This is a genomic window from Planococcus kocurii (assembly GCF_001465835.2).
Classification (GTDB): domain Bacteria; phylum Bacillota; class Bacilli; order Bacillales_A; family Planococcaceae; genus Planococcus; species Planococcus kocurii.
Map to the genome: position 1 here is coordinate 2,464,384 of NZ_CP013661.2, position 26,970 is coordinate 2,491,353.

The 26,970-nt window shown below is 41.9% G+C and carries 29 protein-coding genes and 1 pseudogene; 27 read left to right on the plus strand and 3 right to left on the minus strand.

The annotated features are described in order from the left end of the window. Positions 1 to 19 precede the first annotated feature (19 nt). The 17 genes from wecB (at position 20) to AUO94_RS12210 (ending at position 13,732) form a co-directional block, all read left to right on the plus strand. A complete protein-coding gene (wecB, locus tag AUO94_RS12130; protein WP_058384462.1) occupies positions 20 to 1,138 on the plus strand; it encodes a non-hydrolyzing UDP-N-acetylglucosamine 2-epimerase in 1,119 nt (372 codons plus the stop codon). 484 nt (positions 1,139 to 1,622) lie between these two features. After that, entirely contained in the window at positions 1,623 to 1,844 is a 222-nt protein-coding gene (locus AUO94_RS12135) for an AtpZ/AtpI family protein (protein WP_058384463.1), read from the plus strand. A 2-nt stretch (positions 1,845 to 1,846) separates the two neighbouring features. Next, positions 1,847 to 2,218 (plus strand): ATP synthase subunit I, encoded by a 372-nt coding sequence (locus tag AUO94_RS12140; RefSeq protein ID WP_058384464.1) that lies wholly within the window; start codon positions 1,847 to 1,849, stop codon positions 2,216 to 2,218. Positions 2,219 to 2,245: 27 nt separating this feature from the next. After that, positions 2,246 to 2,956 carry a F0F1 ATP synthase subunit A gene (gene atpB / locus AUO94_RS12145; protein WP_058384465.1) on the plus strand — a complete coding sequence of 237 codons (711 nt, stop codon included), beginning with the start codon at positions 2,246 to 2,248 and terminating at the stop codon, positions 2,954 to 2,956. Between the two features lie 58 nt (positions 2,957 to 3,014). Continuing rightward, positions 3,015 to 3,239 (plus strand): F0F1 ATP synthase subunit C, encoded by a 225-nt coding sequence (gene atpE, locus AUO94_RS12150; protein ID WP_006829234.1) that lies wholly within the window; start codon positions 3,015 to 3,017, stop codon positions 3,237 to 3,239. Between the two features lie 160 nt (positions 3,240 to 3,399). Then, complete coding sequence (atpF, locus tag AUO94_RS12155) at positions 3,400 to 3,921, plus strand: F0F1 ATP synthase subunit B (RefSeq protein ID WP_058384466.1); 522 nt, start codon at positions 3,400 to 3,402, stop codon at positions 3,919 to 3,921. Continuing rightward, complete coding sequence (locus tag AUO94_RS12160; protein WP_058384467.1) at positions 3,918 to 4,448, plus strand: F0F1 ATP synthase subunit delta; 531 nt, start codon at positions 3,918 to 3,920, stop codon at positions 4,446 to 4,448. The genes atpF and AUO94_RS12160 overlap by 4 nt, the downstream gene beginning before the upstream one ends. 27 nt (positions 4,449 to 4,475) lie before the next feature. Then, positions 4,476 to 5,984 (plus strand): F0F1 ATP synthase subunit alpha, encoded by a 1,509-nt coding sequence (atpA, locus tag AUO94_RS12165; protein ID WP_058384468.1) that lies wholly within the window; start codon positions 4,476 to 4,478, stop codon positions 5,982 to 5,984. Between the two features lie 47 nt (positions 5,985 to 6,031). Further along, positions 6,032 to 6,889, plus strand: a complete 858-nt coding sequence (atpG, locus tag AUO94_RS12170; RefSeq protein ID WP_058384469.1) for an ATP synthase F1 subunit gamma — start codon at positions 6,032 to 6,034, stop codon at positions 6,887 to 6,889. 169 nt (positions 6,890 to 7,058) lie between these two features. After that, a complete protein-coding gene (atpD, locus tag AUO94_RS12175; protein WP_058384470.1) occupies positions 7,059 to 8,474 on the plus strand; it encodes a F0F1 ATP synthase subunit beta in 1,416 nt (471 codons plus the stop codon). A gap of 24 nt (positions 8,475 to 8,498) precedes the next feature. Next, positions 8,499 to 8,903: a F0F1 ATP synthase subunit epsilon gene (locus AUO94_RS12180; RefSeq protein WP_058384471.1), complete on the plus strand. Its 405-nt coding sequence runs from the start codon at positions 8,499 to 8,501 to the stop codon at positions 8,901 to 8,903. A gap of 316 nt (positions 8,904 to 9,219) precedes the next feature. After that, positions 9,220 to 9,453 (plus strand): DUF1146 family protein, encoded by a 234-nt coding sequence (locus tag AUO94_RS12185; protein WP_058384472.1) that lies wholly within the window; start codon positions 9,220 to 9,222, stop codon positions 9,451 to 9,453. A gap of 350 nt (positions 9,454 to 9,803) precedes the next feature. After that, positions 9,804 to 11,102 (plus strand): UDP-N-acetylglucosamine 1-carboxyvinyltransferase, encoded by a 1,299-nt coding sequence (murA, locus tag AUO94_RS12190; protein WP_058384473.1) that lies wholly within the window; start codon positions 9,804 to 9,806, stop codon positions 11,100 to 11,102. 294 nt (positions 11,103 to 11,396) lie between these two features. Next, positions 11,397 to 12,395, plus strand: a complete 999-nt coding sequence (mreB, locus tag AUO94_RS12195; RefSeq protein WP_058384474.1) for a rod shape-determining protein — start codon at positions 11,397 to 11,399, stop codon at positions 12,393 to 12,395. A gap of 114 nt (positions 12,396 to 12,509) precedes the next feature. After that, positions 12,510 to 12,773: a DNA-directed RNA polymerase subunit beta gene (locus AUO94_RS12200; protein WP_058384475.1), complete on the plus strand. Its 264-nt coding sequence runs from the start codon at positions 12,510 to 12,512 to the stop codon at positions 12,771 to 12,773. Positions 12,774 to 12,852: 79 nt separating this feature from the next. Next, positions 12,853 to 13,293, plus strand: a complete 441-nt coding sequence (gene fabZ / locus AUO94_RS12205) for a 3-hydroxyacyl-ACP dehydratase FabZ (RefSeq protein WP_058384476.1) — start codon at positions 12,853 to 12,855, stop codon at positions 13,291 to 13,293. A gap of 52 nt (positions 13,294 to 13,345) precedes the next feature. Further along, complete coding sequence (locus AUO94_RS12210; protein WP_058384477.1) at positions 13,346 to 13,732, plus strand: hypothetical protein; 387 nt, start codon at positions 13,346 to 13,348, stop codon at positions 13,730 to 13,732. A 116-nt stretch (positions 13,733 to 13,848) separates the two neighbouring features. Here AUO94_RS12210 and AUO94_RS12215 read toward each other — a convergent pair whose 3' ends face one another. Continuing rightward, a complete protein-coding gene (locus AUO94_RS12215) occupies positions 13,849 to 14,280 on the minus strand; it encodes a YwpF family protein (RefSeq protein ID WP_058384478.1) in 432 nt (143 codons plus the stop codon). Between the two features lie 289 nt (positions 14,281 to 14,569). On the opposite strand from AUO94_RS12215, the gene AUO94_RS12220 reads away from it, so the two are divergent. Together AUO94_RS12220 and AUO94_RS17440 are read left to right on the plus strand one after the other, a co-directional pair. Further along, positions 14,570 to 14,980, plus strand: coding sequence for a single-stranded DNA-binding protein (locus AUO94_RS12220; protein WP_058384479.1), 411 nt, complete (start codon positions 14,570 to 14,572; stop codon positions 14,978 to 14,980). Positions 14,981 to 15,007: 27 nt separating this feature from the next. Then, positions 15,008 to 15,151: a hypothetical protein gene (locus AUO94_RS17440; protein ID WP_169793176.1), complete on the plus strand. Its 144-nt coding sequence runs from the start codon at positions 15,008 to 15,010 to the stop codon at positions 15,149 to 15,151. Between the two features lie 63 nt (positions 15,152 to 15,214). Here AUO94_RS17440 and AUO94_RS12225 read toward each other — a convergent pair whose 3' ends face one another. Next, on the minus strand, positions 15,215 to 17,938 hold the full coding sequence (locus AUO94_RS12225; RefSeq protein ID WP_058384480.1) for a DEAD/DEAH box helicase: 2,724 nt from the start codon (positions 17,936 to 17,938) through the stop codon (positions 15,215 to 15,217). Continuing rightward, the gene (locus tag AUO94_RS12230; protein ID WP_058384481.1) at positions 17,935 to 19,467 is read right to left on the minus strand and encodes a hypothetical protein; all 1,533 of its coding nucleotides are present in this window, start codon (positions 19,465 to 19,467) and stop codon (positions 17,935 to 17,937) included. The genes AUO94_RS12225 and AUO94_RS12230 overlap by 4 nt, the downstream gene beginning before the upstream one ends. Before the next feature lie 197 nt (positions 19,468 to 19,664). Here AUO94_RS12230 and AUO94_RS12235 point away from each other — a divergent pair, with 197 nt between their 5' ends. From AUO94_RS12235 to AUO94_RS12270, 8 genes and pseudogenes are all read left to right on the plus strand, one after another. Continuing rightward, positions 19,665 to 20,036: a hypothetical protein gene (locus tag AUO94_RS12235; protein ID WP_058384482.1), complete on the plus strand. Its 372-nt coding sequence runs from the start codon at positions 19,665 to 19,667 to the stop codon at positions 20,034 to 20,036. 366 nt (positions 20,037 to 20,402) lie between these two features. Then, positions 20,403 to 20,873 carry a hypothetical protein gene (locus tag AUO94_RS12240; RefSeq protein WP_058384483.1) on the plus strand — a complete coding sequence of 157 codons (471 nt, stop codon included), beginning with the start codon at positions 20,403 to 20,405 and terminating at the stop codon, positions 20,871 to 20,873. Between the two features lie 516 nt (positions 20,874 to 21,389). Next, a pseudogene (locus AUO94_RS12245) lies at positions 21,390 to 22,211 on the plus strand (M55 family metallopeptidase). A 76-nt stretch (positions 22,212 to 22,287) separates the two neighbouring features. Further along, positions 22,288 to 23,211: a S66 peptidase family protein gene (locus AUO94_RS12250; protein WP_058384484.1), complete on the plus strand. Its 924-nt coding sequence runs from the start codon at positions 22,288 to 22,290 to the stop codon at positions 23,209 to 23,211. 36 nt (positions 23,212 to 23,247) lie between these two features. Further along, positions 23,248 to 24,180, plus strand: coding sequence for a C40 family peptidase (locus AUO94_RS12255; RefSeq protein WP_058384485.1), 933 nt, complete (start codon positions 23,248 to 23,250; stop codon positions 24,178 to 24,180). Positions 24,181 to 24,336: 156 nt separating this feature from the next. Next, entirely contained in the window at positions 24,337 to 24,567 is a 231-nt protein-coding gene (locus AUO94_RS12260; protein WP_237150114.1) for a DUF2187 family protein, read from the plus strand. A gap of 426 nt (positions 24,568 to 24,993) precedes the next feature. Then, on the plus strand, positions 24,994 to 25,620 hold the full coding sequence (locus AUO94_RS12265) for a hypothetical protein (protein WP_237150115.1): 627 nt from the start codon (positions 24,994 to 24,996) through the stop codon (positions 25,618 to 25,620). Beyond that, positions 25,613 to 26,911, plus strand: a complete 1,299-nt coding sequence (locus tag AUO94_RS12270) for an efflux RND transporter periplasmic adaptor subunit (RefSeq protein WP_058384486.1) — start codon at positions 25,613 to 25,615, stop codon at positions 26,909 to 26,911. The genes AUO94_RS12265 and AUO94_RS12270 overlap by 8 nt, the downstream gene beginning before the upstream one ends. Positions 26,912 to 26,970 lie beyond the last annotated feature (59 nt).

Sequence of the window (26,970 nt, forward strand, 5' to 3'; positions counted from 1 at the left end):
GAGAGCGAGGTATATCAGCTTGACGAAAAAATGGAAAGTAATGACGATATTTGGTACGCGGCCTGAAGCCATTAAAATGGCACCGCTTGTGTTAGAACTGCAAAAACATCCAGACACCATTGAGCCATTAGTAACGGTGACGGCGCAGCACAGAGAAATGCTGGACCAGGTTCTGGAGACATTCGGTATCACGCCTGATTTCGACTTGAACATTATGAAAGATCGCCAAACATTGACTGATGTGACAATGCGCGCGATGCAAGGGCTTGATGAAGTTATGAAAAAAGCAAAACCAGATATCGTACTGGTTCATGGCGATACGACAACAACTTTCGCCGCTAGTCTTGCCGCATTTTATAACCAAGTTGCCATTGGACATGTAGAAGCGGGTTTGCGTACGCACAATAAATACTCGCCATATCCTGAAGAAATGAACCGTCAATTGACGGGAGTCATGGCAGACATTCATTTTTCACCAACTGAAAAATCTGCTCAAAATTTGCTTGCTGAAAACAAAAAAGAAGAAACCATTTATATTACAGGAAATACAGCGATTGATGCACTTCAAACAACGGTGCGTGAAACGTATTCGCATCCAATTTTGGAGAAAATCGGTACGGATCGTATGATTCTTTTGACGGCACATCGTCGTGAAAATTTAGGCCAACCGATGCGCAATATGTTCCGTGCCATCAAACGTTTGATCGAAGAGCATGACGATATTCAAGTAGTTTACCCGGTGCATATGAATCCGGCAGTACGTGAAGTAGCAGATGAGGTATTGGGTCGCGATCCGCGTATCCATTTGATCGAACCGTTGGAAGTTTTGGATTTCCACAACTTTGCAGCACGTTCGTTCTTTATCCTGACTGACTCTGGTGGCATTCAAGAAGAGGCGCCATCACTAGGTAAGCCGGTATTGGTCCTGCGTGATACGACTGAACGCCCTGAAGGTATTAGTGCGGGAACGCTTAAGCTTGCGGGAACGGACGAAGAAACAATTTACGGAATGGCCAAAGAATTGCTGACGGATGAAGCGGCGTATAAAGCAATGTCGCAAGCATCTAATCCATATGGAGACGGTAAAGCATCTGCTCGGATTGTAGAAGCATTGCACACTTATTTCTCGAAGTTGTAAAAGAGTGAATCGCCGATTCCACTTTTCGTGTTGTCCAGTTGCATCGGCTAGCTCCTCGGGGTCTTAAGTCAGCCTGGCTGTGTGGCTGAAAAAACGCCACTTCGCCATTCTGCCTTAAGCCTGTCGGAGCTAAAATAGCCGATTCCACTTTTCGTGTTGGCCAGTTGCAAGTGCCCAGCTCTTCGGGATGTAAGCCACTCCGGCTGTGCGGCAAAGAACGCCGCTTCGCCAGATTGTCTTACACCTGTCAGAGCTAAACAAGCACTTTCACTTTTCTAGTTAAAGTTTGTCGACAATATGTCAGAGGGAAATCGCTTGTGAAGTTTTTCACTTCTACTAATTGACATGATTTTACCCCTAATGTATGCTTACAAAGGGTATGCATGAGAAGGTTTTCTTACATAGAATATGTAATTTGGAAGCCTGATGCGACTACTCTTTTTGAGGGTGTAATGTCAAATCAACGAAGTTCGAGGGGGTTGTCATGCGCCCAACAAAAAGGCCCTTGCAAGCGATGGCAATTTACAGCGCCATCCTCTCACAACTTGTCGGGTCCGTACTCATCGGGGTGTTTACAGGTATGTGGCTCGATGAAAGGATCGGAACCGCCCCGTTTTTCATGATCATCTGCCTATTCATAGGCATTACTGCCGGTGTTTGGGCAATGCTTCAGACTGTCCGCAAATTCGAATCAGGAGACAAGTGAAAATGGATGGACTTAGGGAGATATATACAAGGCTGAAAAAGATGATCCTTTTCATCTTAGCGTTCTACGTTATTGGTTGGGGGTTTACCTCTTATCAAGAAGTGTTCGCAGGTCTCATCATCGGAACTTTGTTCGGCATTTACAACATGTGGATTCTCGTTCGTCGGATGGAGAAATTCGACCGAGCGGTGGCTGAAGGCTCGAAAGTTCGTTCGCTTGGAACGGCATTACGGTTTGCATCAGGTGTTGCAGCTGTGGCGATTGCCATTTTATTCGCAGAGCACATTCACTTGGTCAGTACAGTAATTGGGTTGATGGTCCCTTATGCTCTGTTATTAACAGAGCGGATTGTTTATCACGTGAAACACCATTAAGAATGTGGAAAGAGAGGTGAAACTATCGTGGAACATGGCGCTCCTATGCTCAAGGTGTTCGGGATCTGGTTCAACCTATCGAACGTTATGATGCTACTTGTAGCCGCTCTTATCGTCTTCCTAATTGCTTTTGTCGCTACACGGAATTTGCAACTCAAACCGACGGGTATGCAAAACTTCATGGAATGGATCATGGATTTCGTGAAAGGGATAATCAAAAGCAATATGGATTGGAAAGATGGTGGCCGATTCCATGTTCTTGGAATCACCCTGATTATGTTCATTTTTGTGTCGAACATGTTGGGTCTTCCATTTGCAATAGTTGTCAACGGAGATCTGTGGTGGAAATCACCAACAGCTGATCCGACGGTAGCAATGACACTAGCCGCAACGGTACTAGTTTTGAGCCATTTTTATGGGATCAAGCTAAAAGGACTAAAAGGATATGGCGGAAGCTATCTTAAGCCCATGCCATTCCTATTTCCTTTAAAGATTATTGAGGAATTCGCAAATACGCTGACACTCGGTCTGCGTCTTTACGGTAACATCTATGCGGGGGAAATCTTGTTAACTTTGTTAGCAGGCCTCGCATCAGCAAGTGCTTTCGGATTTGCAACAGCTATTTTACCAATGATGGCGTGGCAAGGGTTCTCGATCTTTATCGGGGCAATCCAATCATTTATTTTCGTTATGTTGACGATGGTCTATTTATCGCATAAAGTTGCCGACGACCATTGAGTATAAACTGCTCATCGAGCAAACAAAAAAACAACTATCCTGAGGAGGACACATTACAATGACAGGTTCATTAGGTTTATTAGCAGCAGCAATCGCAGTAGGTTTAGCAGCACTAGGCGCGGGTATCGGTAACGGTCTTATCGTTTCAAAAACAGTTGAAGGTATCGCTCGCCAGCCAGAAGCTCGTGGCGTATTACAAACAACTATGTTCATCGGTGTTGCATTGGTTGAGGCATTGCCAATCATCGCTGTAGTTATCGCGTTCATCGTTATGAACCAATAGTATTTTTATACAAAAAGTTAAATGGTGGGGATGCTTCGACATGGTTTTCGCCATTTAAACTTGTATGAACTAGTATTTTTCAGAAACACAACTTACGAAAATAAAAGATCTTACTATAGAAGAAATTGCATTTTAGGCTCTTGAAGGGAGTGAAACAATCGTGTTTTTTGATCACCTCGTACTCGGTGCAACCGGGGAGTTTTTGAATATTGGAGACATTCTCGCTACACTTGTGATCTTCATTTTACTAATGTTGCTATTGAAGAAGTTCGCATGGGGTCCTTTGATGGGCATAATGCAGCAACGTGAAGATTTGATCAAGAGTGAGATCGAAACTGCTGAAAACAGCCGTCTAGAATCACACAAATTGCTTGAAGAGCAGCGCAGCCTTCTTAAAGATGCGCGTACGCAAGCACAAGAAATCGTTGAAAACGCTAAAAAGCAAGGCGAAGTTTCGCGTGAGGAAATCATTACAACTGCACGTGCTGAATCTGCTCGCATGAAAGATGCTGCAGTTCAGGAAATTGCTAACGAAAGAGATAAAGCGATTTCAGCTGTTCGTGAAGAAGTTGTGGCATTGTCACTACTTGCTGCTACGAAAGTGCTTGAAAAAGAAATCTCTGAGGAAGACAACCGTCAGTTGATTAATGAAACGATTGCGAAGGCAGGCGAAGTTCAGTGAGTCAAGTTGCAGAACGCTACGCTTTAGCATTGTTCCAAGTCGCTCAAAAGCATGAATCGTCTTTGGCAATTGAACATGATTTACGTGAAGTGAAAAAAGTCTTTGAAATGACTCCTGAACTTTACAATTTGATTGTTTCTCCAAAACTTTCAGCTGATAAAAGAACAAACTTAATCAATGAAGTGTTTCATGAGGCAAATCCGTTTGTCGTTAACACACTTCAATTGATGGCAGAACGCAAACGTCTGAACGAAGTTGGCTCATTGGCTGATGAGTTTATTGCTTTATCTAATCATGCACAAGGAATCGAAGATGCAGAAGTATATTCTACACGTCCATTGACTGAAGAAGAACGTGCATCGATTTCTTCTGTATTCGCTAAAAAAATTGGTAAACAATCTTTGCGAATTGAAAATATTATCGACCCATCGTTGATCGGTGGATTACGTATTCAAATCGGTAACCGTATTTATGACAGCAGCGTGAGCACGAAACTGGCACGCTTGCAACGTCAACTAATCGGTTAATTATGAAATTATGAGAGGGTGACATACATGAGCATCAAAGCTGAAGAAATCAGCGGTCTGATTAAACAACAGATTGAAAATTATCAATCAGAGATGAAAGTTGACGACGTTGGTACTGTAATTACCATTGGTGATGGTATCGCGCGCGCTCATGGCCTCGACAATGTCATGGCTGGAGAACTTGTAGAGTTCTCAACTGGTGCTATTGGTATGGCGCAAAACTTGGAAGCCAACAACGTTGGTATCATTATCCTTGGCCCTTACACAGACATCAAAGAAGGCGATGAAGTACGTCGAACTGGCCGTATTATGGAAGTACCGGTAGGACACGAACTTATCGGACGTGTAGTAAATCCACTTGGACAACCTGTTGACGGTCTTGGACCAATCAACACAACAAAATCTCGTCCAATTGAAAGCCCTGCACAAGGTGTAATGGCCCGTAAATCGGTTCATGAGCCACTTCAAACAGGTATTAAAGCGATTGATGCACTTGTGCCAATCGGTCGTGGACAGCGTGAGTTGATCATCGGTGACCGTCAGACAGGTAAAACTTCTGTAGCGATCGATACGATTTTAAACCAAGCTGACCAAGATATGATTTGTATCTATGTGGCAATCGGACAAAAAGAATCTACTGTACGTAACGTAGTAGAAACTTTCCGTAAAAATGGAGCATTAGATTACACAATCGTTGTAACAGCTTCAGCTTCACAACCAGCTCCATTATTGTACTTGGCTCCTTATGCAGGTATTACAATGGCAGAAGAATTCATGTTTGAAGGCAAACACGTGTTAATCGTCTATGATGATTTAACAAAACAAGCATCTGCTTACCGTGAACTTTCACTACTACTTCGTCGTCCACCAGGCCGTGAAGCTTACCCAGGTGACGTTTTCTACTTGCACTCACGTTTACTAGAACGTGCTGCAAAATTAAACGAAACTCTTGGTTCAGGTTCTATCACAGCATTGCCGTTCGTTGAAACGCAAGCTGGCGATATTGCTGCATATATTCCAACAAACGTTATCTCGATTACAGATGGTCAGATTTTCCTTCAGTCGGATCTATTCTTCTCGGGTGTACGCCCAGCGATCAATGCGGGTCTTTCTGTATCACGTGTTGGTGGTTCAGCTCAGATCAAAGCAATGAAAAAAGTTGCGGGTACATTACGTCTTGACTTGGCTGCTTTCCGTGAACTTGAGTCATTCTCACAGTTTGGTTCAGATCTTGATGCTGCAACTGCTGCGAAACTTGAGCGTGGAAAACGTACAGTTGAAGTCTTGAAGCAAGACTTGAACAACCCAATCAAAGTTGAAAAACAAGTTGTTATTTTCTACGCGTTAACTCGTGGATTCCTTGACGATATCGCGATCAACGACATTTCTCGCTTTGAAGCTGAATTGACAAGCTGGTTAGATCTAAACCACACAGAAATTTTGGATACTATTCGCACAACTCAAGGATTACCAGCTGATGACGCATTTGCTGCAGCGATTAACGAATTCAAACGCACATTTGCAAAATCTGAGTAATATCGAGTTCGAATAAGAAGAAAAAATAATAAGGTGGTGAAATACCAGTGGCATCATTACGCGATATAAAAAACCGAATTACGTCAACGAAGAAAACAAGTCAAATCACAAGAGCCATGCAAATGGTTTCTGCATCTAAACTAAGCCGTGCGGAAGTAAACGCGAAAGCGTTCGTTCCATACATGCACAAAATTCAGGATGTTGTCGCATCTATCGCAGCTGGGTCTTCAGATACTAGCAACCCGATGATGATTGCTCGCCCTGTAAAGAAAACCGCTTATTTAGTGATTACATCAGATCGTGGGCTAGTAGGTGGATATAACAGTAATATTCTTCGTACTGTTATGGCTAAAATCCGCGAACGCCATACATCTAATGACGACTTTGTAATCCTCAGCGTTGGCCGGAAAGGAAAGGAATTCTTTGCGAAGCAAGGAATGACGATTCTTGAGAGTGCAATCGCACTTCCGGATCATCCGACGTTTGCGGATATTAAAGAAATAACGCGCAAAGCTGTTGGTATGTTCTCAGATGGTACGTATGACGAAGTTTATATGTACTACAATCACTTTGTTTCAGCTATTCAACAAGAAGTCACAGAGAAAAAAGTCTTGCCGCTGACGGATATTCAACCGACAGGATCAACTGCATCGTATGAGTTTGATCCTTCAGCAGAAGCAATTTTGGAAGTTCTACTTCCTCAATACGCAGAAAGCTTAATCTTTGGGGCTGTTCTTGATGGCAAAGCGAGTGAACATGCTGCATCCATGACAGCAATGAAGAGCGCGACTGATAATGCGTCTGATTTGATTAGTGGACTTACACTTCAATATAACCGTGCACGCCAAGCAGCAATCACACAGGAAATTACAGAGATTGTCGGCGGAGCATCTGCTTTAGAGTAAGACATACAGAAGTATTCATGTAGACTCGACAGGCTGAAGGCGAAATGCACTAGAAATTTTATTTCTAGAGTAGATTGCCTGAGAGCCTGTAAAATCTAGATGCTACATTCTAAAAAACGAGCATCCCGTATAGGGAATTTTATAAAAAAGTAAGACAGGAGGGAACAGCATGAATACAGGACACGTTCTTCAGGTTATGGGACCTGTTGTAGATATCAAGTTCGCTAACGGACAGCTTCCAGCTATTTATAACGCCTTAACTGTAAATATTGATCGTCCCGGCCAAGATCAAGTCGTTTTAACGCTTGAAGTGGCTCTTCACCTTGGTGATGATTCAGTCCGTACAATCGCGCTGGAATCCACTGATGGATTACAACGTGGTTCAGTAGTAACTGACTTGGGCAAAGCAATTTCTGTTCCAGTTGGAGATGTAACATTAGGCCGTGTATTCAACGTGCTTGGTGAAGTTATCGATTTAGGGGAAGAAATTCCAGCAGCAGTGCGTCGCGATCCGATTCACCGTTTAGCACCTACATTTGAGCATCTTTCCACAGAAGTTGAAATTCTTGAAACAGGTATCAAAGTTGTCGATTTGCTTGCACCTTACATCAAAGGTGGTAAAATCGGTCTCTTCGGTGGTGCCGGTGTAGGTAAAACAGTTCTTATTCAAGAATTGATTAACAACATTGCACAAGAACACGGTGGTTTATCCGTATTCGCTGGTGTTGGTGAACGTACACGTGAAGGAAATGACTTGTTCTTTGAAATGAGCGATTCTGGCGTTATTAAGAAAACGGCTATGGTTTTCGGCCAAATGAACGAGCCACCGGGCGCACGTATGCGTGTTGCTTTGACTGGTTTGACAATGGCAGAATACTTCCGTGACGAACAAGGCGCAGACGTTCTTCTATTCATCGATAACATTTACCGTTTCACACAAGCAGGATCTGAGGTATCTGCATTACTAGGCCGTATGCCATCAGCAGTTGGTTACCAACCAACACTTGCTACTGAAATGGGTCAATTACAAGAGCGTATCACGACGACAAGCAAAGGGTCAGTAACATCAATTCAAGCAATTTATGTACCAGCCGATGACTATACGGATCCGGCTCCGGCTACAACTTTCGCTCACTTAGATGCAACGACTAACCTTGAGCGTAAACTTTCTGAGATGGGTATTTACCCAGCAGTGGATCCTTTGGCATCAACTTCTCGTGCATTGTCACCAGAAATTGTTGGCGAAGAACATTACGGAATCTCGCGTGAAGTTCAAGAAACTTTGCAGCGCTACAGAGAATTACAAGATATTATTGCAATCCTTGGTATGGATGAGCTAAGTGATGAGGACAAGCTGACGGTTAACCGTGCACGCCGCGTTCAAAACTTCCTTTCTCAAAACTTCCACGTTGCTGAACAGTTCACAGGCCAAAAAGGTTCTTATGTTCCAGTTCAAGAAACGATCAAAGGATTCAGAGGAATTCTTGATGGAAAATATGACCACTTGCCAGAAGATGCTTTCCGTTTAGTTGGACGCATTGAAGATGTTATTGCAAAAGCAAAAGGCATGGGCGTAGAAGTCTAAAACCAGGGACCAGGAGGGAAAAAAATGAAGACCATTACAGTCAATATTGTCACTCCCGACGGCCCGGTATACGATTCAGAAGTATCTATGGTTATTGCAGTTACAGCAACAGGTGAGATGGGTATTTTACCAGGTCACATTCCAACAGTAGCTCCTCTTGGAATCGGTGCAGTCCGATTAAAGAAAGACAACTCGACAGAATTAGTTGCGGTAAACGGCGGATTTCTTGAAATCCGTCCTGAAAAAGTGACTATCCTTGCACAATCGGCTGAACGCGCAACAGACATCGATCTGTCTCGTGCTCAGGAATCCGCTAAACGTGCAGAAGCACTTTTACAGGCAAATAAAGATGAAATCGACTTTAAACGTGCAGAATTGGCGTTAAAGCGTGCGATGAATCGTATCAACGTTTATGAGGGTAATGTTTAAAGAAAAGTGAAAACGGCCGCACAGCTCCGACAGGCATAAGACAGACCAGTAGTGTGGCGTTCTTTGCCACATAGCTGGGTTGGCTTATGACCCGAGGAGTTGGCCGTTGGAACTGGATCGTAAGAAAAGTGAAAGCGGCCGCACAGCTCCGACAGGCATAAGGCAGACCAACAGTGTGGCGTTCTTTGCCACATAGCTGGGTTGGCTTATGACCCGAGGAGTTGGCCGTTGAAACTAGAAAATAAAGAAAAGCAGAAGCGGGCAAAAGGGCAATTGACTTTTGTCCGCTTTTTCAATTTATGAAAGGATGGATAACATGGAAAACATGATTGGACAAACAGCATTGATTTCTATTTTTAGCCATATTTTCTTCACCGGGGTTGCTTTTTATGCGATGCGTGCATTAATGTTTGAAAAATTTATTCACAAGCATCATGTGTTACAGGCCCAAATTCTATATATTTTTCTTAGTATTTCAATAGGGACAATGGTATCTACTTTTTTCCTAAATATTTCATCTTGGTCTAGGCAATTGCCTTATCTGTTTTAAAATTGCCGTTTTGCCATGGCCTTGAAGTTCATAGCTGTGGCAAAACGGCAAAATTAATATTTCCGGGGAAATAAAAGAGTGTATAAGGTTTACGCTAATGACAGAGGGGAAAAGGTTTAGTAGAAATACTTTTAAAACATGACTTTTAGCCTTAACGGACATAAAAGTGAATAGGTATACGAACAATGTAGTGTTCCGATTAATAATAGAACAAAATGAGAGTATAGTTGCTTGTTTTTTATTAAAAAAAAAGGTAATATGAATAAGGTTTTGGTTCTAAATAATGACATTGGACTTTTAATTGTAGATGAGATATATAGATGAATATTAAACATATGGAGGGCATATTAGTGGATCAGATTATTGTAAAAGGCGGCCAAAAGTTAAAAGGAAAGGTACGGGTAGAAGGTGCTAAAAACGCAGTTCTCCCTGTATTGGCTGGAGCATTATTGGCTTCTAAAGGCTCAAGTGTAATTAAAGAAGTACCGAATTTAGCAGATGTATACACAATCCAAGAGGTCTTGAAAAGCTTGAACGTTTCCATTGAGTATTTCCCAGAAAAAAATGAAATGTTAATTGATTCTTCTGCAACGTTATCGAGCGAAGCACAATTTGAATATGTACGTAAAATGCGTGCCTCAATTTTGGTAATGGGACCAGTTCTTGCGCGTAATGGTTTTGCTCGTGTAGCGTTGCCAGGTGGCTGTGCAATTGGATCACGTCCCATCGATCAGCACTTAAAAGGTTTTGAAGCAATGGGTGCGAGCATTACATTTGGGAACGGATTTGTTGAAGCAAAAACAGTAGGTCGTTTACGTGGTGCGAAAATCTATTTGGATTTTCCGAGTGTAGGCGCAACTGAAAATATTATGATGGCTGCTGCTTTAGCAGAAGGCACAACACTTATCGAAAATGCTGCTAAAGAACCTGAAATTGTTGATTTAGCTAATTACATAAATGAGATGGGTGGTCGCGTTATTGGCGCGGGTACAGATACGATGCGCATCGAAGGGGTAGAAGAGATGCATGGTGCTGAACATTACATCATCCCAGATCGTGTTGAAGCAGGAACGTTTATGGTCGCAGCTGCAATTACAGAAGGCGATGTAACGATCGAAAACGCTGTGCCAGAACATATGACAGCATTGATTTCTAAAATGGGTGAAATGGGTGTTGATATTCAAGAAACAGCAGAGGGATTGCGTATCCGTGCAAGTCGTCCGCTCCGTTCAATCGATATCAAAACAATGCCACATCCAGGATTCCCAACAGATATGCAATCGCAGATGATGTCATTAATGCTAACTGCAACTGGCAATGGTATTTTGACGGAAACTGTTTTTGAAAATCGCTTTATGCATGTGGAAGAATTCCGTCGCATGAATGCTGCAGTTAAAATTGAAGGACGTTCGGTAATTATGGAAGGTCCCTCAAAGCTTCAAGGAGCTGAAGTTGCGGCTACAGATTTAAGAGCTGCGGCTGCATTGATTCTTGCGGGACTTGCTGCAGATGGAATTACACGAGTAAACGAACTTTATCATTTGGATCGCGGCTATGTTAACTTTCATTTAAAACTAGCAGCTTTAGGCGCAGACATTGAGCGTGTAACTACTGAACAGATTGATGTTAAAGTTGAGCAATTGGTCTAATACGTTTATAAAGGGCTTGCGGCACTGTTTACCAGTCCCGCAAGCTTTTTCAATTGGTGTGAATAAATCGAGGAATTTTTGTCAATGAGATCTACATTATGATAAAATACTCTGTTAAGAGAATCTTTTTGAAGGTACATAAAAATGGCGGGAAATTTTGTCAATGAGGAGTTTTCTATCGTTGAGTAGTAGGGAAGTCAAACTGATTTGTGCATTTTGTACATATGCCGTTCGAAAAGCGCTAGATTATAAGTCGTCAAACGGAATAACTGGTTTAAAAGGAGTGCGAGCTTAATGTTTTCTAAAGATATCGGAATCGATCTAGGGACTGCAAATGTATTAATATATGTTAAAGGCAAAGGAATCATTTTGAACGAACCTTCAGTAGTAGCCATGGATAAGAAAACAAATGAAATCGTGGCTATTGGAAAAGAAGCGCATAAAATGATTGGTAGAACGCCAAAACACATTGTGTCTGTCCGTCCATTGAGAGATGGAGTAATCCACGATTTTGATGTTACTGAAGCAATGCTGAAGCACTTTATTCATATTTTAAAGTTAAAGGGTTTTATGTCAAAGCCACGCATTCTAATATGTTGTCCGACGAATGTCACGAGTATTGAACAAAATGCAATCCGTGAAGTCGCAGAAAAAGCAGGTGCCAAAAAAGTGTACGTGGAAGTCGAACCAAAAGTAGCGGCAATTGGTGCCGGTCTTGATATCTATCGACCAAACGCCAGCATGGTCATTGATATTGGTGGTGGGACGACGGATATCGCAGTTTTATCCATGGGGGATATTGTCACAAGTGAAACCATTAAAATAGCCGGTGACCGCTTTGATCAGCAGATAATGACTTATATTAAACATCACCATAAGTTGTTGATTGGTGAAAAAACTGCCGAAAAGATTAAGCAGGAAATTGGGACAGCAGTATCGTGTACCAAAGCAAAAGAAATAGAAATACGTGGACGTGATCTGTTAACGGCTTTTCCAAAAACGTTGATCATTACTTCACCGGAAATCGAAACTGCTTTACGGGATTCGATTCAATCGATAGTTGAAGCAGCGCGAATGGTATTGGAGAAAACGCCACCTGAACTAGCGTCAGACATTGTGGAAAGTGGCGCAATTTTAACGGGTGGTGGCGCATTAGTGGACGGGCTGGATCAGTTATTAGCCGAAAAATTAGAAATCCCTGTTTCAATTGCCGAAAATCCATTGGAATGTGTTGTGTTGGGAACGGGTCTGATGCTGGAGGCAAAAGAAAATATTTTTCGTCACAGAAAATAAGGGCAATCGGCAGATAGTCAAAGTAGAATATTCTAGTTATACTAACTACAGTTTATCTATTCGAGTTTTGTTTGGAATTCGATAATTCAGTAGATGGAAAGGTTGACGGAGTGAATGGCTGAACTGAAGAAAAACTTTTCTCTTCGAAAAAAAACGTCTAAAGATGCAGCAAGTACAGAGAATCCGAAAAAGACGTGGTGGGTTCAAATACGGCTGTTTCCAATCTGGCTTCGTATTATCATTGTCATTGCATTGATTGCGTTAGCGGTTGTTTTAGGCGTCATGATTGGCTTTGGTGTCATTGGCGATGGTGAACCGGCTGATGCGCTGAAATGGGAAACTTGGCAGCATATAGTAGATATCATGAGTGGCAAATAACGAAAAACTTCACCTAGTAGATGGCACTTGAAAAAAGAGTAGTAGACACTGTAAAGTAAGATAAAAGGAGCTGGATCAATTGTTGACAACAGAACAAATTCAAGCAATTTTACCTCATCGCTACCCATTTTTGATGGTAGACCGCATTTTAGAAATTGAAGCTGGCAAGAAAGCTGTTGGCTTAAAAAACGTATCGGCAAACGAAGAGTTTTTTAATGGGCATTTTCCAGGGTACCCTGTTATGCCGGGTGTTTTAATTGTTGAAGCGCTCGCACAAGTTGGTGCAGCCGCTGTTCTACAATTAGATGCCAATAAAGGCCGTCTAGCATTTTTTACAGGCATCGACAACTGTCGATTTAAAAGACAAGTTGTGCCGGGTGATCAGTTGCGTTTAGAGGTAGTATTGACAAAATTGCGCGGTTCAATGGGCAAAGGTCATGCAATTGCTACAGTGGATGGGGAAATTGCGTGCGAATGCGATATTCTCTTTGCACTGGGACCAGTAGCTTCAGCAGAGTAAGTTGCTAAAGCTGCACATCTAAATTTGGCGTTTGGAAATGGAGGCTAGTCATATGTACAAATCACTGCCACCAAGTGTGAAAAGCAGTATTACAAAATCCATCTCGAAAGTATTCGAAAAATATATGACTCAAATTGAATGGCAAGAAGAGAAATACCAGTTAGTCGACTTTATGGCTGCTTGGAAAGCATATATTGAAAATGAGGCAAAGTGGTATAAACAAGTACCGGAAGAAACGAAGCTTGCTCCTGCATTTCACGAAAGTATTGCAGAAAGAATCAATCAAACAATTGAACGGATAGTAAACGAACCCCCTTCTGAAGAACAAGTTGCCCGCATTGAAGCCAAACAGGAACTTTTACATACCTCTTATGACTATGCATGCAGAGCAGAAGCGGATTTTATTGAAGAAAAGCTGGTAAAAAAATCACTCGATTAAAGTTTGAGTAAACGAATAAACATCGCTTCCATTCATTTAAGAATAAAAAAGCTGTTCCTGAAAGTCAGAATGTAGACTTTCAGGAACAGCTTTTTATATGGGATTTTAAGGTGCCATTAAGTTTCGTCTTTACGAAGCCCTGGCCGCGTACGCATATCGATTTCAAAGCGTTCGAGTAAGTCTTGGCCTTCAAGTCCATCTTCTAGCAACTCTGACAGCAAAGTTTCTGCGTATTTTCGACGAGCTCGTTTTAGTGTACCTTTCATTAAGACTGAAACATGATCACCCATGATTTTCACATCATGAACTTCTACTTCAAAAGGGGCAGGTTCGTTTCCAGGATAAGAAATGACAACTTGGACGGCGACCGTCTCTTTTGTTTTTTTTAGCTGATCAAACGTATCTTGATGTTCTAAATCAATCAGCATTTCAAGAATCCACGAGCGTTCACTATTTTCTTGGTTGATGATGATGCCGTCATTTACCGGATAATCCGTCACTTGGTCATCTTTTTCAATACCCAATGACAGCATTTTAAATGTTTTCATTTAGCAATGCCTCCTATACAACTTTGTTTCAGTATAGCATATAGAAGATTTGGCTGGCATACTGAAAAAGCTTGTTTGGAAATATCCAGATTCTACTAAAAATCAGTTTTGATTTGCGGTGCACTCGTATGAAAACTGAACAAACTCAACTAATAGCAGCGAAAACTATTTTTAGCAATCGATCAAAAATGAAATATGATAGAGGAAAAGCCCCAAAAAATTATTTTTCCTACTTTGCAAAGAATTCAATCTTCTTAGTATGCTCTAGTTAAGTAAAGGGGGTGAGAAAATGAATCAAGTTGGGATTGTAGGGCGTTTAACAAAAGATCCATCCATGCGCGTCATGAATGAAGGTCGGATACATACTTCCTTCATCGTTGCAGTTTCGAGAAACTACAAAAATCAGAAAGGAGAAATAGAAACAGATTTTGTACTTTGTTCCAGCTGGGGAAAACCGGCGCATAATGTCTCGAAATACTGCGTCAAAGGTTCACTCGTCGCAGTTACGGGACGTCTTCAGTCACGCTCCTACGATAAAGAAGACGGCACACGTATTTATGTGACAGAAGTACTCGGTGATCAAATTCGATTCCTCGATAAAAGAAAGTCACAAGAAGAAAATGCTCCGCAGTCAGAAGTGCCGCAAAACGATGCAGACTTCGATTTCCAACCGCCACAAACTGAACAAATCAATGCATAAATGAGTAAACAAAGGAGGCACTTAGCTATGCCAAAAGATGTGCAGCTGCAGCTAGAAGTGCATATGGAGCAATTAATCAAACTAACGGCTTTGCTCCATCAACGATTGGCAGAGGCCGAGCGGGAACTAAGTGAACTGAAAGTGATTTTCCGTTCGATTCAAAAAGGGTGAGTATTCGCGTCTAAAAGGGGAAATCCGGCCAGGTGGGGACCTGGCCGGATTATTTAACGCTAATTAAAGTGTGTAAGTAAATAATTCTTTCAAGTCGTGATCAGAAAGGTCGGTCATCCATTGACTCGATTGAATAAATTCTTCTGACATCGATTGTTTTTGAACCAATAACGAATCAATTTTCTCCTCAATCGTCCCGATTGTCACAAATTTATGAACATGAACAAATTGGGTTTGACCAATCCGGTAAGCACGGTCAGTCGCCTGATTTTCCACAGCTGGATTCCACCATCTGTCTGCATGTAAGACATGCGTTGCGGCTGTTAAGTTAAGGCCCGTACCGCCTGCTTTTAAAGACAAGATGAAAATCGGGAATTTTCCAGCTTGGAACTGAGCCACTAAGGTATCCCGTTGTTGTTTTGGCATGCTGCCTGTTAAGAATGGCACTTCGTGTCCGTATAATTCATTGATTGCCTGTTGCAACAAATGTCCCATCCCGATGTATTGCGTGAAAATCAAACATTGTTCCCCGCGTTCAGCAATTTCTCCGGCCAAGGTCACAATGCGCTCCAGTTTTTGAGAACGAGGCAAAACTTCAGCAGCGTTGGTATACGGCTCTTTCAAGTAAAGAGACGGATGATTACATAGCTGCTTTAATTTACTAAGCATTTTCAAGACTAGTCCTTTTTTCTCGAATCCTGTGAGCGTCTCCATTTTCTGCACCGTATCCTGGACAAGTCCTTCGTAAAGAGCCGCTTGCTCTGGTGTTAGTGGACAATATTCCAGCTGTTCTTGTTTTTCAGGCAAGTTTAACTGAAGATCCGGATCTTTTTTCGTCCGGCGTAGCAGGAACGGCTGAATCCGCTGACGCAATTTTTCTTTGTGTTCTTCAGAATTATCCCGTTCAATTGGAATCATAAAGTTCTCCTGGAATTGCTTAATCCGATAGAGATAGCCTTTGTTGATAAAATCGAAAATTGACCACAATTCAGACAAACGGTTTTCAATTGGTGTTCCTGTCAAGGCAATGTGATGGTCACCTTTGAATTTTCGAATGGTCCGGGATTGTTTTGTGTACATATTCTTGATGTTCTGCGCTTCATCGAGTGTAATACTCGACCAGTGCAAGCTTTGCATTTCCTCACCATCCGAAGAGGCGATGCCATAAGTCGATAAAACAACATCCGGTTTTTCTTCAGCTAAGAAGGCATTAAATTCTTCGCCTTTCGGACGGATGCTTCCGTAATGAGTGACGACCTTTAGCTCAGGCGCAAAACGTTCTAATTCTTTTTGCCAGTTGCCGAGCACTGAAGTTGGGCAGACGATGAGCGATGGTTGATCGGGATTTTTTCCATGGACATGAAGCAAGTAGGTGATCAACTGAACCGTTTTTCCAAGCCCCATATCATCTGCCAAACAAAGTCCAAAGCCTTCTTCACGCATAAACACCAAATAATCGAAACCAATTTTCTGGTAAGGACGTAGCTCTGTCAATAAATTCTGTGGCAAGGGTGTCTCAGGTAAGTCGCGTTTGTCCAGTAGTTTATCCAGCAATGTTTTTAGCGATCGGTTCAAATGGAATTCAACTAATGGATCTTCTTCATCAGCCGTTTCCTCCAACATGATATCAGGGACATTTTGGAACAACATATCTTTGATTGTCCAATCAGCATCTTCTGCTTCTTCAATCATCTTCCGCAATTGCATCAATAAGTTTGAATCGACACGCACCCATTCGTTCCCAATACGAATAAATTCTTTGTTCTCAGACACTAAGCGTTGGAAATCTTGCATGCTCAGCTCATGACCATTTAAGGAAAACTGCCAGTCAAAATTAATGATTTGATCAAGCCCGACAACCGATGCTTTTTTGATCGGTGAATTGACATTCGCTTTGACGCGGATTTTTGATTCTTGAACAACTTTCAACCAAGACGGAATGGACACTTCAATACCAAAAGCTTGCAAAATTTCTGCATCATTGCGCAGAAACTCAAGAATTTCTGCGTCTGTCCATTCGGTATGATAAAAGCGATCTTCATCAAAACTTTCTATAGAAGGGCATAAACTCAGTAGCAACGATTGACGTTTTTTGATATCTTCAGCAAAAGAGCGCCATTTCTCTGGTAAAGCTTTATCAATGAGTTCATCTGCACGGCGCTTAGAAGGAGACCAGTAAACACTGCCACGCTTCGAACGCATAACCACTTTAAAAGACCAAAATTCATTAGCATCCGGTTCGCTCAGCTGCACTGCTACGACATAATCGTCAGCATCCGGTAACCCTTGCCAACCTGCTTGTTGAACAAAGCCTTGAATATAAGGAAGTTGGGCTACTGATAATCCTTTTTGGCGCAATTGATGTTGAATGGTATCAGCAAGAAACGTTCGAATTTCACTATCTCCATAGGCATCGTGAATGATAATATTATTTTCTTCAATTGTCACATGATCCCATAGCTTAGGATCACTTAACGAGTCTGCCACTTTTCCGGCAAGCTTCAACCAGCCTTCATCTTCAGCGCGCTGTCCGACAAATGTAACGTAATGGTGAGGTTCGCTTTGAAATAGACGAACAAAATCAGCGGGAGTCAAGACCAAATCCAGGCCATCAGTCTGTGCAGTCAAGCCAAAAAAGCTGTCTTTATCCAGAAAATATAAATACGACTTCCAGATTTCAGGAGGAATCCGGTTGCCGGCTTCATTGACCGCTTGAATACGGAAAAGTTCTCCACGGGTAATGGTTAAATAATAGAGACGGCTTCCTTCAGTTTGGAATTGATTCATATAAGATTTCCTTTCTCGATCTCTTCTTGCAGTGCACGCAGGCGTTTGTTCTGTGTCCGGATTTCAGCAATATAAGCAGTCCAAAAGTCCAGTTGACCACTTTTTTTACAGGCTGCTTTCATCTTTTTCCAGATTCGGACCGCTTGTTTGTAGCTTGGACGGTTCCGTTCTTCAAGGTGAGCCAGCGCGTATCGGTGAAAGAGCGGCAGCACATAGTCAGGTGCCTCATTCTGTACTTCTTTAAGACCGCACTCCTCTGCAAAATACAAAGGGGAATTGTGAAGGTGATGCAATTCTGCCCACTGTTTATACAATTGCTTTTCGATTAAATAAGCAGAGTACGCAGGCAACCCATAATGACCAAACTGCTTGAATAGATCTTCCCAGTCTAATTCGCTTAATTCGATTTGTGAAAACAAGCGACTGAGCGTTCGAACATATTGATGCCGGTATTGTGTATAGAGTCCTTCAAAGAGAAATGTTTTTACGTGAGGCTTGATGGCCAAGAGAATACTGGTCAGCGCTTGTAAGTGCCCTTCATTTTCAGCAAGAACAGCTAAAGCGACCCAGTCGTGTGTTTCGTTTGGCGATATTTTTTTAACGTCCAATTCTCTCTTTAACAAAACGGCAAAAAAAGTTTTTAAACGTTCATCCGGATTTTTAAATGCCAACAGTTCTTCTTCACGCAATCTGCTCGTAGTAAACAAGGTAGTCCAAAATAATTCGTAAAGTGAAAAACGCTGTGAAAATGATTGATCTTTTTCTTCTATAAACTCTCGGATTAAGATTTTCAAGTGTTCAAAAAAAGCATCTGTTTCGAATGTCCGGTGCTGCACGCGCAGTTGCTCAAGCAAATCCCGCAATGCATGGATTTCGTCATCAAACCAAGTCTTAAAAAACGAATGGTGAACTTCTTGTGTACCCGTGATAAAAGTCGCCCATACTTCCGTCAAAGAAATAAAATGAGCATAAGTGCGGTAAAGAACCTTCCATTCACGTTCTAAGGGCATATAAGACAATGCGTTTTTCAAACGACCATCATACATTTGTTCAAAATAAAAATAATTGCGTGTTGTGTAATCTGGAATTTCATCGCGCCAGATGCTGCGGATTAGCTTTGTCCACTGCTCAGGAGAGCGCTTCTCAGCTAATAAGGTAAGTTGTTTATTTTCAGGTTCACGCCAAGAGGCCACCCATTCAGAAAGAGAACCGATTTTTTGATACAGCGCAAAAATGACCGCCAATCGGTGGCGGCACATCGGCTCCTGTGGACAAGCACAAATTGCCGTAAGCTTGTCAAAGTTCAAAATAACCTTCACTGCATGAGCATCTTTTACAATAGCTTCAAGTAATAAGCGTTCTTCGTTAAATGATTGAATTTGTACACCATCGTGTCGCACTAAAAAGACTGCTTTTCGAACCATTTCTTCATCCAACGCACGAGTCGGTAGAAGTGATTTGTCGATAGCAGCCATATAATTGTGAATCGTATCTTCGAATCTTTTCGCTAGGGATTGAACCGTAGCCATATGCATCGCCCCAAAATAGACTTTCCTTCTATTATACGACTTTCAGACTGCTCCGTAAACGGTGAACAATCGTTTAATGCAGCATAGCCTAAAAAATAGCAAATTTATTTCTGCTTAGTCCTCTTTTTGTGTAAGATAAATGGTATTATAAAAGTTATAAAGACCTAATTATATCGTTTTGGATAGGAGAATGATAGTTGTTCAATTCGTTTGTTTTAGAAATCCCCGACTTGCGTTCTGTTTTGCATCCGAAGGACGTTGGGGCTTGGGAAGTAGTCTATACGAAGGATGAATTGGTGTTTGGTAAAATCAGTTGGCAAATTTCATCAGATGGTGATTGTTACAGTATCCATAACCCTCAATTGTTTCCAGAGCACCTAGCGCAAATACAGATTGATTTCAAAATGAACCGAATCGTTTTTTACAAACGGCAATTATCTGATGAGGAGTTTCGTGTTTTGGTGGCATGTATTTTGGAACAACTATGTATTTATATTGAGCCAAACGAAATGCATTTTATGGTCACCACTCCACGTCACCGACATCAACGAACACGCACGAAAAAATAACAACGCGATTCTCCTGTGCCTACCAGCTAACCTATTTTGGTTAGTTGGTAGGCTTTTTCGTATTAAGTATTCTCTTGGCACAGGTAGATCGGTATAGAGTGCGATTTTGTAAGTAGTCGTGTGTGAGGAAGAACCTTTGTTAATCGTACTTAGTGAAAGAAATCTGTGCTTCAACTTCGTGAGAAAAAATTTGGGAGGATCATAAAGAACGATGAATCACAGAAATAGCATAAAAGTTGTGACAAAAAATGTTCATAAACGTCTACTATATAAGAAGGTTGTTATGCAATTCTATATTCGAGAAGAAACTTTTATGCTATAATTTATGTAATCAGAATATTACAAATAATTAGGGGGGTGAGTCATATGTTGCATGTAAAACTCATGAAGCCATTCTATACAAAGAAAGAAGGGCATCTAGTAAAGTTTGTGTTTGCTTATCAGTACTTTTCAATTATGAAAGATGATGAGTTGTTTCACTTTATTCCCGTAGAAGGCAAAGAGATTATCGTCAACCTCAATACCTTTCAAGTAGAAAACCTTTCGGAAGTGTTCGTCTTTCAAAAAGGCAATCGCTTTATCCGCTTGCCTTTGTATCAATTGCTGCTCGTGTCGGATATCCACAAGCATCTTCAAGCAATAGTGCAAGAAGAAAGAGATGAATTGATTGAAGTGAACGAACAAACACGAAAAGAAGCAACCGATGCTATTTACTTTTTAGAGCAGGAAAACTACAGTCGCCTGATCGATGAAGCATTGAGTACAGGAAACCGAGCGATGTTCGATGAGTTATTAATTCAGCAGCGCGAATTACAACAATTACATGGAGGTTTGTAAAGTGGAATTAGTAGCCTATGGATAAAAAACGTCTTTCCGGATTGTAAGGGGGAAGGCGTTTTTGAATGCAAAAAAAAAAGCATGTTAAAAGCTCTTTTCCATTTGAATCGGAAAAGAGCTTTTAAGTATCTACGTTAATCATATGTCACCCCTTACATTAAAGTGTAGAAATTGATAAATAGCATAACGGCTGTTGAGCCAGCTACTCCGATTGCAAGATCTCCCCAACCTAATTCAAGTACTTTATCGAAATTCATAATCATCCGCTCCTTTTTTGTTTTTTTATGGAGATCTTACAGGTAAGTTACGGTGTTTGCTAACTTGTTTTTAGTATAAATGAATGATTTGTGATAAACATCGTACAAAATAACTAAAAATTCTAAAAAATAAAATAAAAAGGCTCTTTTTATCCTGTTCTTGGATAATCTCGGCGTCCGGTGGATTGAACTATGTTATGTGTATTGGTACATTGAATCATAAGAACGGAACAGAAATGAATAGCAAAGGAGTTTTTCAATGAAATTTTATTTGTCTATGGACATGGAAGGCGTCACAGCATTGCCGGACTATACCTATGTAGATGCTAAAGAAAAAAATTACGAACGTGGACGTCGTTTGATGACAGCAGATGCCAATGCGATTATTCATGGTTCAGTGGATGCAGGTGCTGACAAGTTGTTGGTCAACGACAGTCACTCGAAGATGAATAACCTAATTGCTGAGGAGTTGCATGAAAGAGCGGAGTTGATTACGGGTGGAGTTAAAGCGTATTCTATGGTTGAAGGTTTAGATAGTAGTTTTACAGGTGCTTTTTTTGCATATCATGCATGAGCAGGACAAAAAGGGGTTATGGCTCATTCCATGGTTTTTGCGGTGCGATCAATGTGGATTGATGACGTCGAAATTGGTGAGCTTGGTTTTAATGCCTATGTTGCCGGCTACTAAGGGGTACCCGTATTGTTAGTAGCAGGAGACGATTGTGCGTGCAAAGAAGCACAAGCATTAATTCCGAACATTACCACAGCAGCTGTTAAACAATCTCTAACGCGTTCAGCGGTGCAAACTTTGCATCCGAAAAAAGCACAACAGCTTCTACAAGCACAAACTATACGCGCAATTGAGAACCGGGAAAATGTTAAACCACTCGTTCCACCAGACAAACCGCTATTAAAAATCGAGTTTACCAATTACGGTGAAGCAGAACTTGCCGCCATGATGCCGGGGTGCGAATTACAACAACAGACGACCATTGTTCATTTTCAAGCGAAAGATATACTAGAAGCTTACCGTGCCATGTTAGTAATGACGGAACTTGCGATGCAAGCAAAGTTCTGTTGAATCCCGATTTCAGTAAACAGTGTGTCTGAAGGGGTATACTGAAAAAAACGTTAGTACATAAAAGGAGTAGATGATTTTGCGTAAATTACCAAGTCGATTAAAAAAAGGGGACTTAGTAGGTGTCATCGCGCCTTCGAGTCCACCCAATCAAGAAAGTCTTCAGAAAGCTTTACCGTTTTTAGAAGAGCTCGGCCTAAGAGTCAAACTGGGAAACTCCGTGACTGCGGTCAATGGTTATTTGGCAGGAACGGATGAAGAACGTTTGGCCGATTTGCACGCGATGTTTGAAGACCCAGAAGTGTCGGGCATTTTTTGTGCGGGTGGCGGCTACGGGGCGGCGCGTATAGCAGACCAAATTGATTACGCCATGATTAAAGAAAACCCGAAAGTGTTCTGGGGCTATTCGGATATTACCTTTTTACATACAGCTATCGGGGAATACGCCGATTTGGTGACGTTCCACGGACCAATGTTAGCTTCAGATGTTGGCAAACCAGAATTCCATGAACGCAGTCGCCGCATGTTCAATCAATTGTTTGAACCATTCGAATTGCATTACACAGAAGAAGTCACGCCTCTCGAAACACTGGTCGGAGGGGTCGCTCAAGGCGAACTTGTCGGAGGCAATTTGTCTTTAGTCCGCAGTGCAATTGGCACCAAGTTCGATTTGGATGTGAAGGGGAAGATTTTACTGATCGAAGAAATAGATGAGGAACCGTATGAAGTGGATGAAATTTTAAACCAGCTGCGCATGGCGCGGAAATTTGATGAAGCAGCAGGCATTGTTATTGGCGATTTCAAAAACGCTGAGCCAAATAAACGACAACCTTCATTGACATTAGATCAGGTAGTCGATCATTACTTTAGTCAATTGAAGATACCTGTTGTCAAAGGCTTTAAAATTGGCCATTGTGAACCCCATTTTTCTGTACCACTTGGTGCGCTTGCACGTTTAGATGGCGATGCCAAAACCTTGACTATTCTTCCTGGTGTCGAATAACTGGTTCTAAATTAGAACAGAAATGGAGTGAATCGTTTGTTGCAGACAGAATCCACGGCATGGGTATGTCGTGTTCCGGTTGCAACCGTTTGGACAGCACCAGAAAAAGCGCGTGCGGTCGATGCGGAAGGAATTGCGGAACACCCTAATTTGAACAACTGGCTACGAACTATGAGCCGGGAAGACAAACAAGACTTAGTTGATAGCAACCGAATCCAAACGCAACTCCTATACGGGGAACCTGTGTTGATTGAGGAGGTAGTAAACGGCTGGGCGAAAATCATGGCGCTTTGGCAACCATGCCAAAAAGATGAACGTGGCTATCCAGGATGGGTACCTAGTAGTCAATTAAAAGAAGTCGAAAACTTAACAGAACTTGGCTATGCCCGTGTTACGCATCATAAAGCACAACTGTGGACAGAGAATTTCAAGCCGCTAAAAGTGGTGTCGTTTAATACAATGTTACCCGTCAAAGAAATAGCTGACTTTATTCGTTTGCAAACGCCTGATGGAGATGCATTTATTATGGCAAATACGGTGGAAATAGTTAGTGCGTATAACCAAAGTCCAAAAGGAAATGGATTGGACATCGCCAATCTTGGAGCGGAGTTTTTGGATTTGCCTTATTTATGGGCAGGGATGTCGAGCTATGGCTATGACTGTTCAGGTTTTACGTATAATTTAATGAAAGCCAATGGCGTCATTATTTCGCGTGATGCGGTAGACCAAGTACTTGAAGGCATTGAAATTGACCTGCATGCACAAAACACGTGGCACATTGGTGATTTGCTGTTTTTTGCTTACGAGGAAGGACGAGGCAAACTTCATCATGTGGGTGTTTATTACGGCAATGGTTTAATGCTTCATTCGCCTACTCCTGGAAAATCGGTTGAGATCATTGAATTGGCAGGAACAAAGCATGCCACCGAGTTATGTGCAGTCCGCCGATTTGTAGATGAAGAAGCGTAGCGTTAACGAAAAAACGCCTCATTTTATTTCAAACGCCACCGAATGATGGATACTTACTGCGTAAATTTGTCTGGATAGCCTATTTGTTTAAAGGTGAAATAGAAGCTGAATTGTGGTACAATAAGCAGATAGCGTTTTAAAAAGAGAGGCGTGGTAATGATGGCATTCCAACCCCATGAAAAAGAAGTATCTGAATTCGTAGCAGCGCGCTACATAGGCGAATGGATTTCGTTCACTCGCAACGGCGTCGATGTTAACGGCACAATCTTTAAAATTATGGACAACTCGGTGATTGTTGAAATTTCACCAGAAGACGCAAAAGAAATTGGTGCGGCATCCAACATGACCGTAATTTCACATAAGAAATACCGGATCACGGAAGCGTGATTCGGTGATAAGGAGGCTGTTCGCCATGAACAGCCTCTTTTTTTTTGAGTGTTTTGGTTTCAATCCGTCCCTCCCGTAACGCGCTTTTGCTAGAGAGCGGAGGTGTCTGTAGTTTTTAAGAAACTGTGGCGATAGTTATGATGGGGAGCCATCAGCATGGCCCATATGGTCGATTCGAAAGCGTTCGCTTAAAGCAATTTCTTCGTTTTCACGCGTAGATGTCAGACCAGATATCTAAGTCTTTCGACTCAAAGCGATTAAAAAATGGAAAATGTACCAGCTAATTCATTCCAAAGGTGACGCTTTTTTGGTAAAGTAAAGTGAAGCAGAACGTTAATTGCCTTGAAAGGAACTATACGCATGATATCGGACTTTAAATTCTGGCATTTTTTCTCTAGACAAGGGCAACTTATACATAATATACAAATGACTGAAATGCGCAATGTCAACAAACGCATTGCCTGCATCATTGCCATCGGTCTGTTGGTTTTTGCCATCGGTGAAGTTTGGGGCATGAATACTTCTTCATTGACGCCACTGTTATCAGCGGGGATGTGGGACGCTTATACGTTGGCACGTTGGACTTCGCTTATGGGCACACTTCTTTGGGCTGGGTTTTATGTAGCTTTCCATTTATATGGAGCTTCTTTTTTATTCAGCAAAATTCTGAAGATGCCGTGGCGAGCCGCGATCATCATGCAAATGTATGTGACTGCTTTACTGGTCATCGAAAAAGGGTTGATTTTCTTACTGTTTGCTGTGACTGGTTTTACGACGTCTGTTTCATTTTTCTCGTTCGGACCGATTGCCGCGACGTTTTTGGATAATCATTTCTTGATTTATTTCTTTAACCAACTGACTGTATTTACTTCCTTAATCATCGCTGTACAATATCGTTTTATCCGCAGCTTTACAAAAACCAGCCCGAAACTGATTTTATTCGGCTTGATTATGCTGCATATTTTCGTAGCACTGTTCGTAGCCTTGTTTAGCCTGGTTCCGGTAAACGACATGTTGAGTGGTTTCATGGAAGGGGGCAACCCATTTGAATAAGTTCTTTTTTGTCGGTTTATCGGTAGCAGTTGTTGCTTTTTTGACAGCTAATGCTCTTTTGCTATTTGGTGAGAAAAGCATTTTGCCGAAAAGCGTGTATGTCAGTGATTATGAACAAAGTTATGCCCGTACATACGATACGGAATTGTTCAAAGAAGCTCTAACAGCTCCGCAAGGAATCGTGGAAATTTATGTTCAAGATCATGAAGCACTTGAACAATGGACCGTGAGTGAAGGAGACCGCGTAACAGCAGGATCTGAGCTAGCGCTATTAAACGAAGCAGAAACAGAAGAACAGCGTGCGGCGTGGGAAACACAGAAAACGGCTTTAGAAGGGCAGCAAACCGAAGTGAGAAGCTCGCTTGCCACACTTCAACAGGCTAAAAACGCTCAAAGCGGCCCTGTATCACAAGATGCGTCGAATAATTCCGAAGTTACCAACGAAGACGGTGAAACCATCGAGTTTGACGTCAATGTGTCTGTCGGTGTAGCGGTTCCACAAGATGGCTCTTACGCTGCAGGCATTGCTCAAGCAGAACAACAATTGGCTTCTATTGAATCACAATTAGCGGTATTGAATGCGCAATTGTCACAAAGCTTGTCGAACCCGTCTGTCATCAGTCCCGTAGATGGAACGGTGTCCAAAATCAACCGCGACACAGCACCGTTAAGTATTGAAATTTATTCCGATGAAAAAGTATTTCTTAGCTATGTGTTAGAAGATGAATGGCCGTTAGTCCAAGTCGCAGATGCAGTTAAAATTCAAGGCGAAGGCATTGATGGGATAGCTACGGGGACAGTCCAAAGCGTTTCTGAAGTGCCAGCTGAAAAATCCAAATGGCTAGAAGCCTATCATCAGTTAGATCCAAAAAAGCAAAACAACCCACTGGCGTATTACGAAATTCGAGTGGTGGCGGATACGCCGATTGAAGAGGTAATGCCCTTTGGCACTAACGTCAACACGTCGATTACAGTAGAAAAAGCTGAAAATGCGGTTGCATTACCGACAGCTTGGCTTTTCGATTACGACGGAGTAGATGGCAAAACACATGTATTGAACATTAACGGTCGTCCGCAGACATTGCCTGTAACTACCGATTTTGAAGACGGTGCGAAAGCCGTATTGTCAAAAGGGCCAGAAGCCGGAACGGTTATTATTCATGAAGACAAGCTCGAGACTTTTGTCTCGCCGCCAAAAGTCTTTATGCCATTCCCAGGACGTCAACCCAATTTTGAAGATGCGAAAAATACGTCTTGGCGTGCTTATGTTGAATACGTCTTGGCGCGTTAAACAAGCAAAAAACCCGGAAGCAACAGCTTTCGGGTTTTTGACTGTTTTAGAAAGACTGG

Bases quoted from the DNA above. Each gene is read 5' to 3' on its own strand.
- AUO94_RS12135 (WP_058384463.1), top strand. From the start codon at position 1,623: ATGCGCCCAACAAAAAGGCCCTTGCAAGCGATGGCAATTTACAGCGCC.
- AUO94_RS12140 (WP_058384464.1), top strand. From the start codon at position 1,847: ATGGATGGACTTAGGGAGATATATACAAGGCTGAAAAAGATGATCCTT.
- atpE (WP_006829234.1), top strand. From the start codon at position 3,015: ATGACAGGTTCATTAGGTTTATTAGCAGCAGCAATCGCAGTAGGTTTA.
- atpA (WP_058384468.1), top strand. From the start codon at position 4,476: ATGAGCATCAAAGCTGAAGAAATCAGCGGTCTGATTAAACAACAGATT.
- atpD (WP_058384470.1), top strand. From the start codon at position 7,059: ATGAATACAGGACACGTTCTTCAGGTTATGGGACCTGTTGTAGATATC.
- AUO94_RS12180 (WP_058384471.1), top strand. From the start codon at position 8,499: ATGAAGACCATTACAGTCAATATTGTCACTCCCGACGGCCCGGTATAC.
- AUO94_RS12185 (WP_058384472.1), top strand. From the start codon at position 9,220: ATGGAAAACATGATTGGACAAACAGCATTGATTTCTATTTTTAGCCAT.
- mreB (WP_058384474.1), top strand. From the start codon at position 11,397: ATGTTTTCTAAAGATATCGGAATCGATCTAGGGACTGCAAATGTATTA.
- AUO94_RS12200 (WP_058384475.1), top strand. From the start codon at position 12,510: ATGGCTGAACTGAAGAAAAACTTTTCTCTTCGAAAAAAAACGTCTAAA.
- AUO94_RS12210 (WP_058384477.1), top strand. From the start codon at position 13,346: ATGTACAAATCACTGCCACCAAGTGTGAAAAGCAGTATTACAAAATCC.
- AUO94_RS12215 (WP_058384478.1), bottom strand. From the start codon at position 14,280: ATGAAAACATTTAAAATGCTGTCATTGGGTATTGAAAAAGATGACCAA.
- AUO94_RS12220 (WP_058384479.1), top strand. From the start codon at position 14,570: ATGAATCAAGTTGGGATTGTAGGGCGTTTAACAAAAGATCCATCCATG.
- AUO94_RS17440 (WP_169793176.1), top strand. From the start codon at position 15,008: ATGCCAAAAGATGTGCAGCTGCAGCTAGAAGTGCATATGGAGCAATTA.
- AUO94_RS12225 (WP_058384480.1), bottom strand. From the start codon at position 17,938: ATGAATCAATTCCAAACTGAAGGAAGCCGTCTCTATTATTTAACCATT.
- AUO94_RS12230 (WP_058384481.1), bottom strand. From the start codon at position 19,467: ATGGCTACGGTTCAATCCCTAGCGAAAAGATTCGAAGATACGATTCAC.
- AUO94_RS12240 (WP_058384483.1), top strand. From the start codon at position 20,403: ATGTTGCATGTAAAACTCATGAAGCCATTCTATACAAAGAAAGAAGGG.
- AUO94_RS12260 (WP_237150114.1), top strand. From the start codon at position 24,337: ATGATGGCATTCCAACCCCATGAAAAAGAAGTATCTGAATTCGTAGCA.
- AUO94_RS12265 (WP_237150115.1), top strand. From the start codon at position 24,994: ATGACTGAAATGCGCAATGTCAACAAACGCATTGCCTGCATCATTGCC.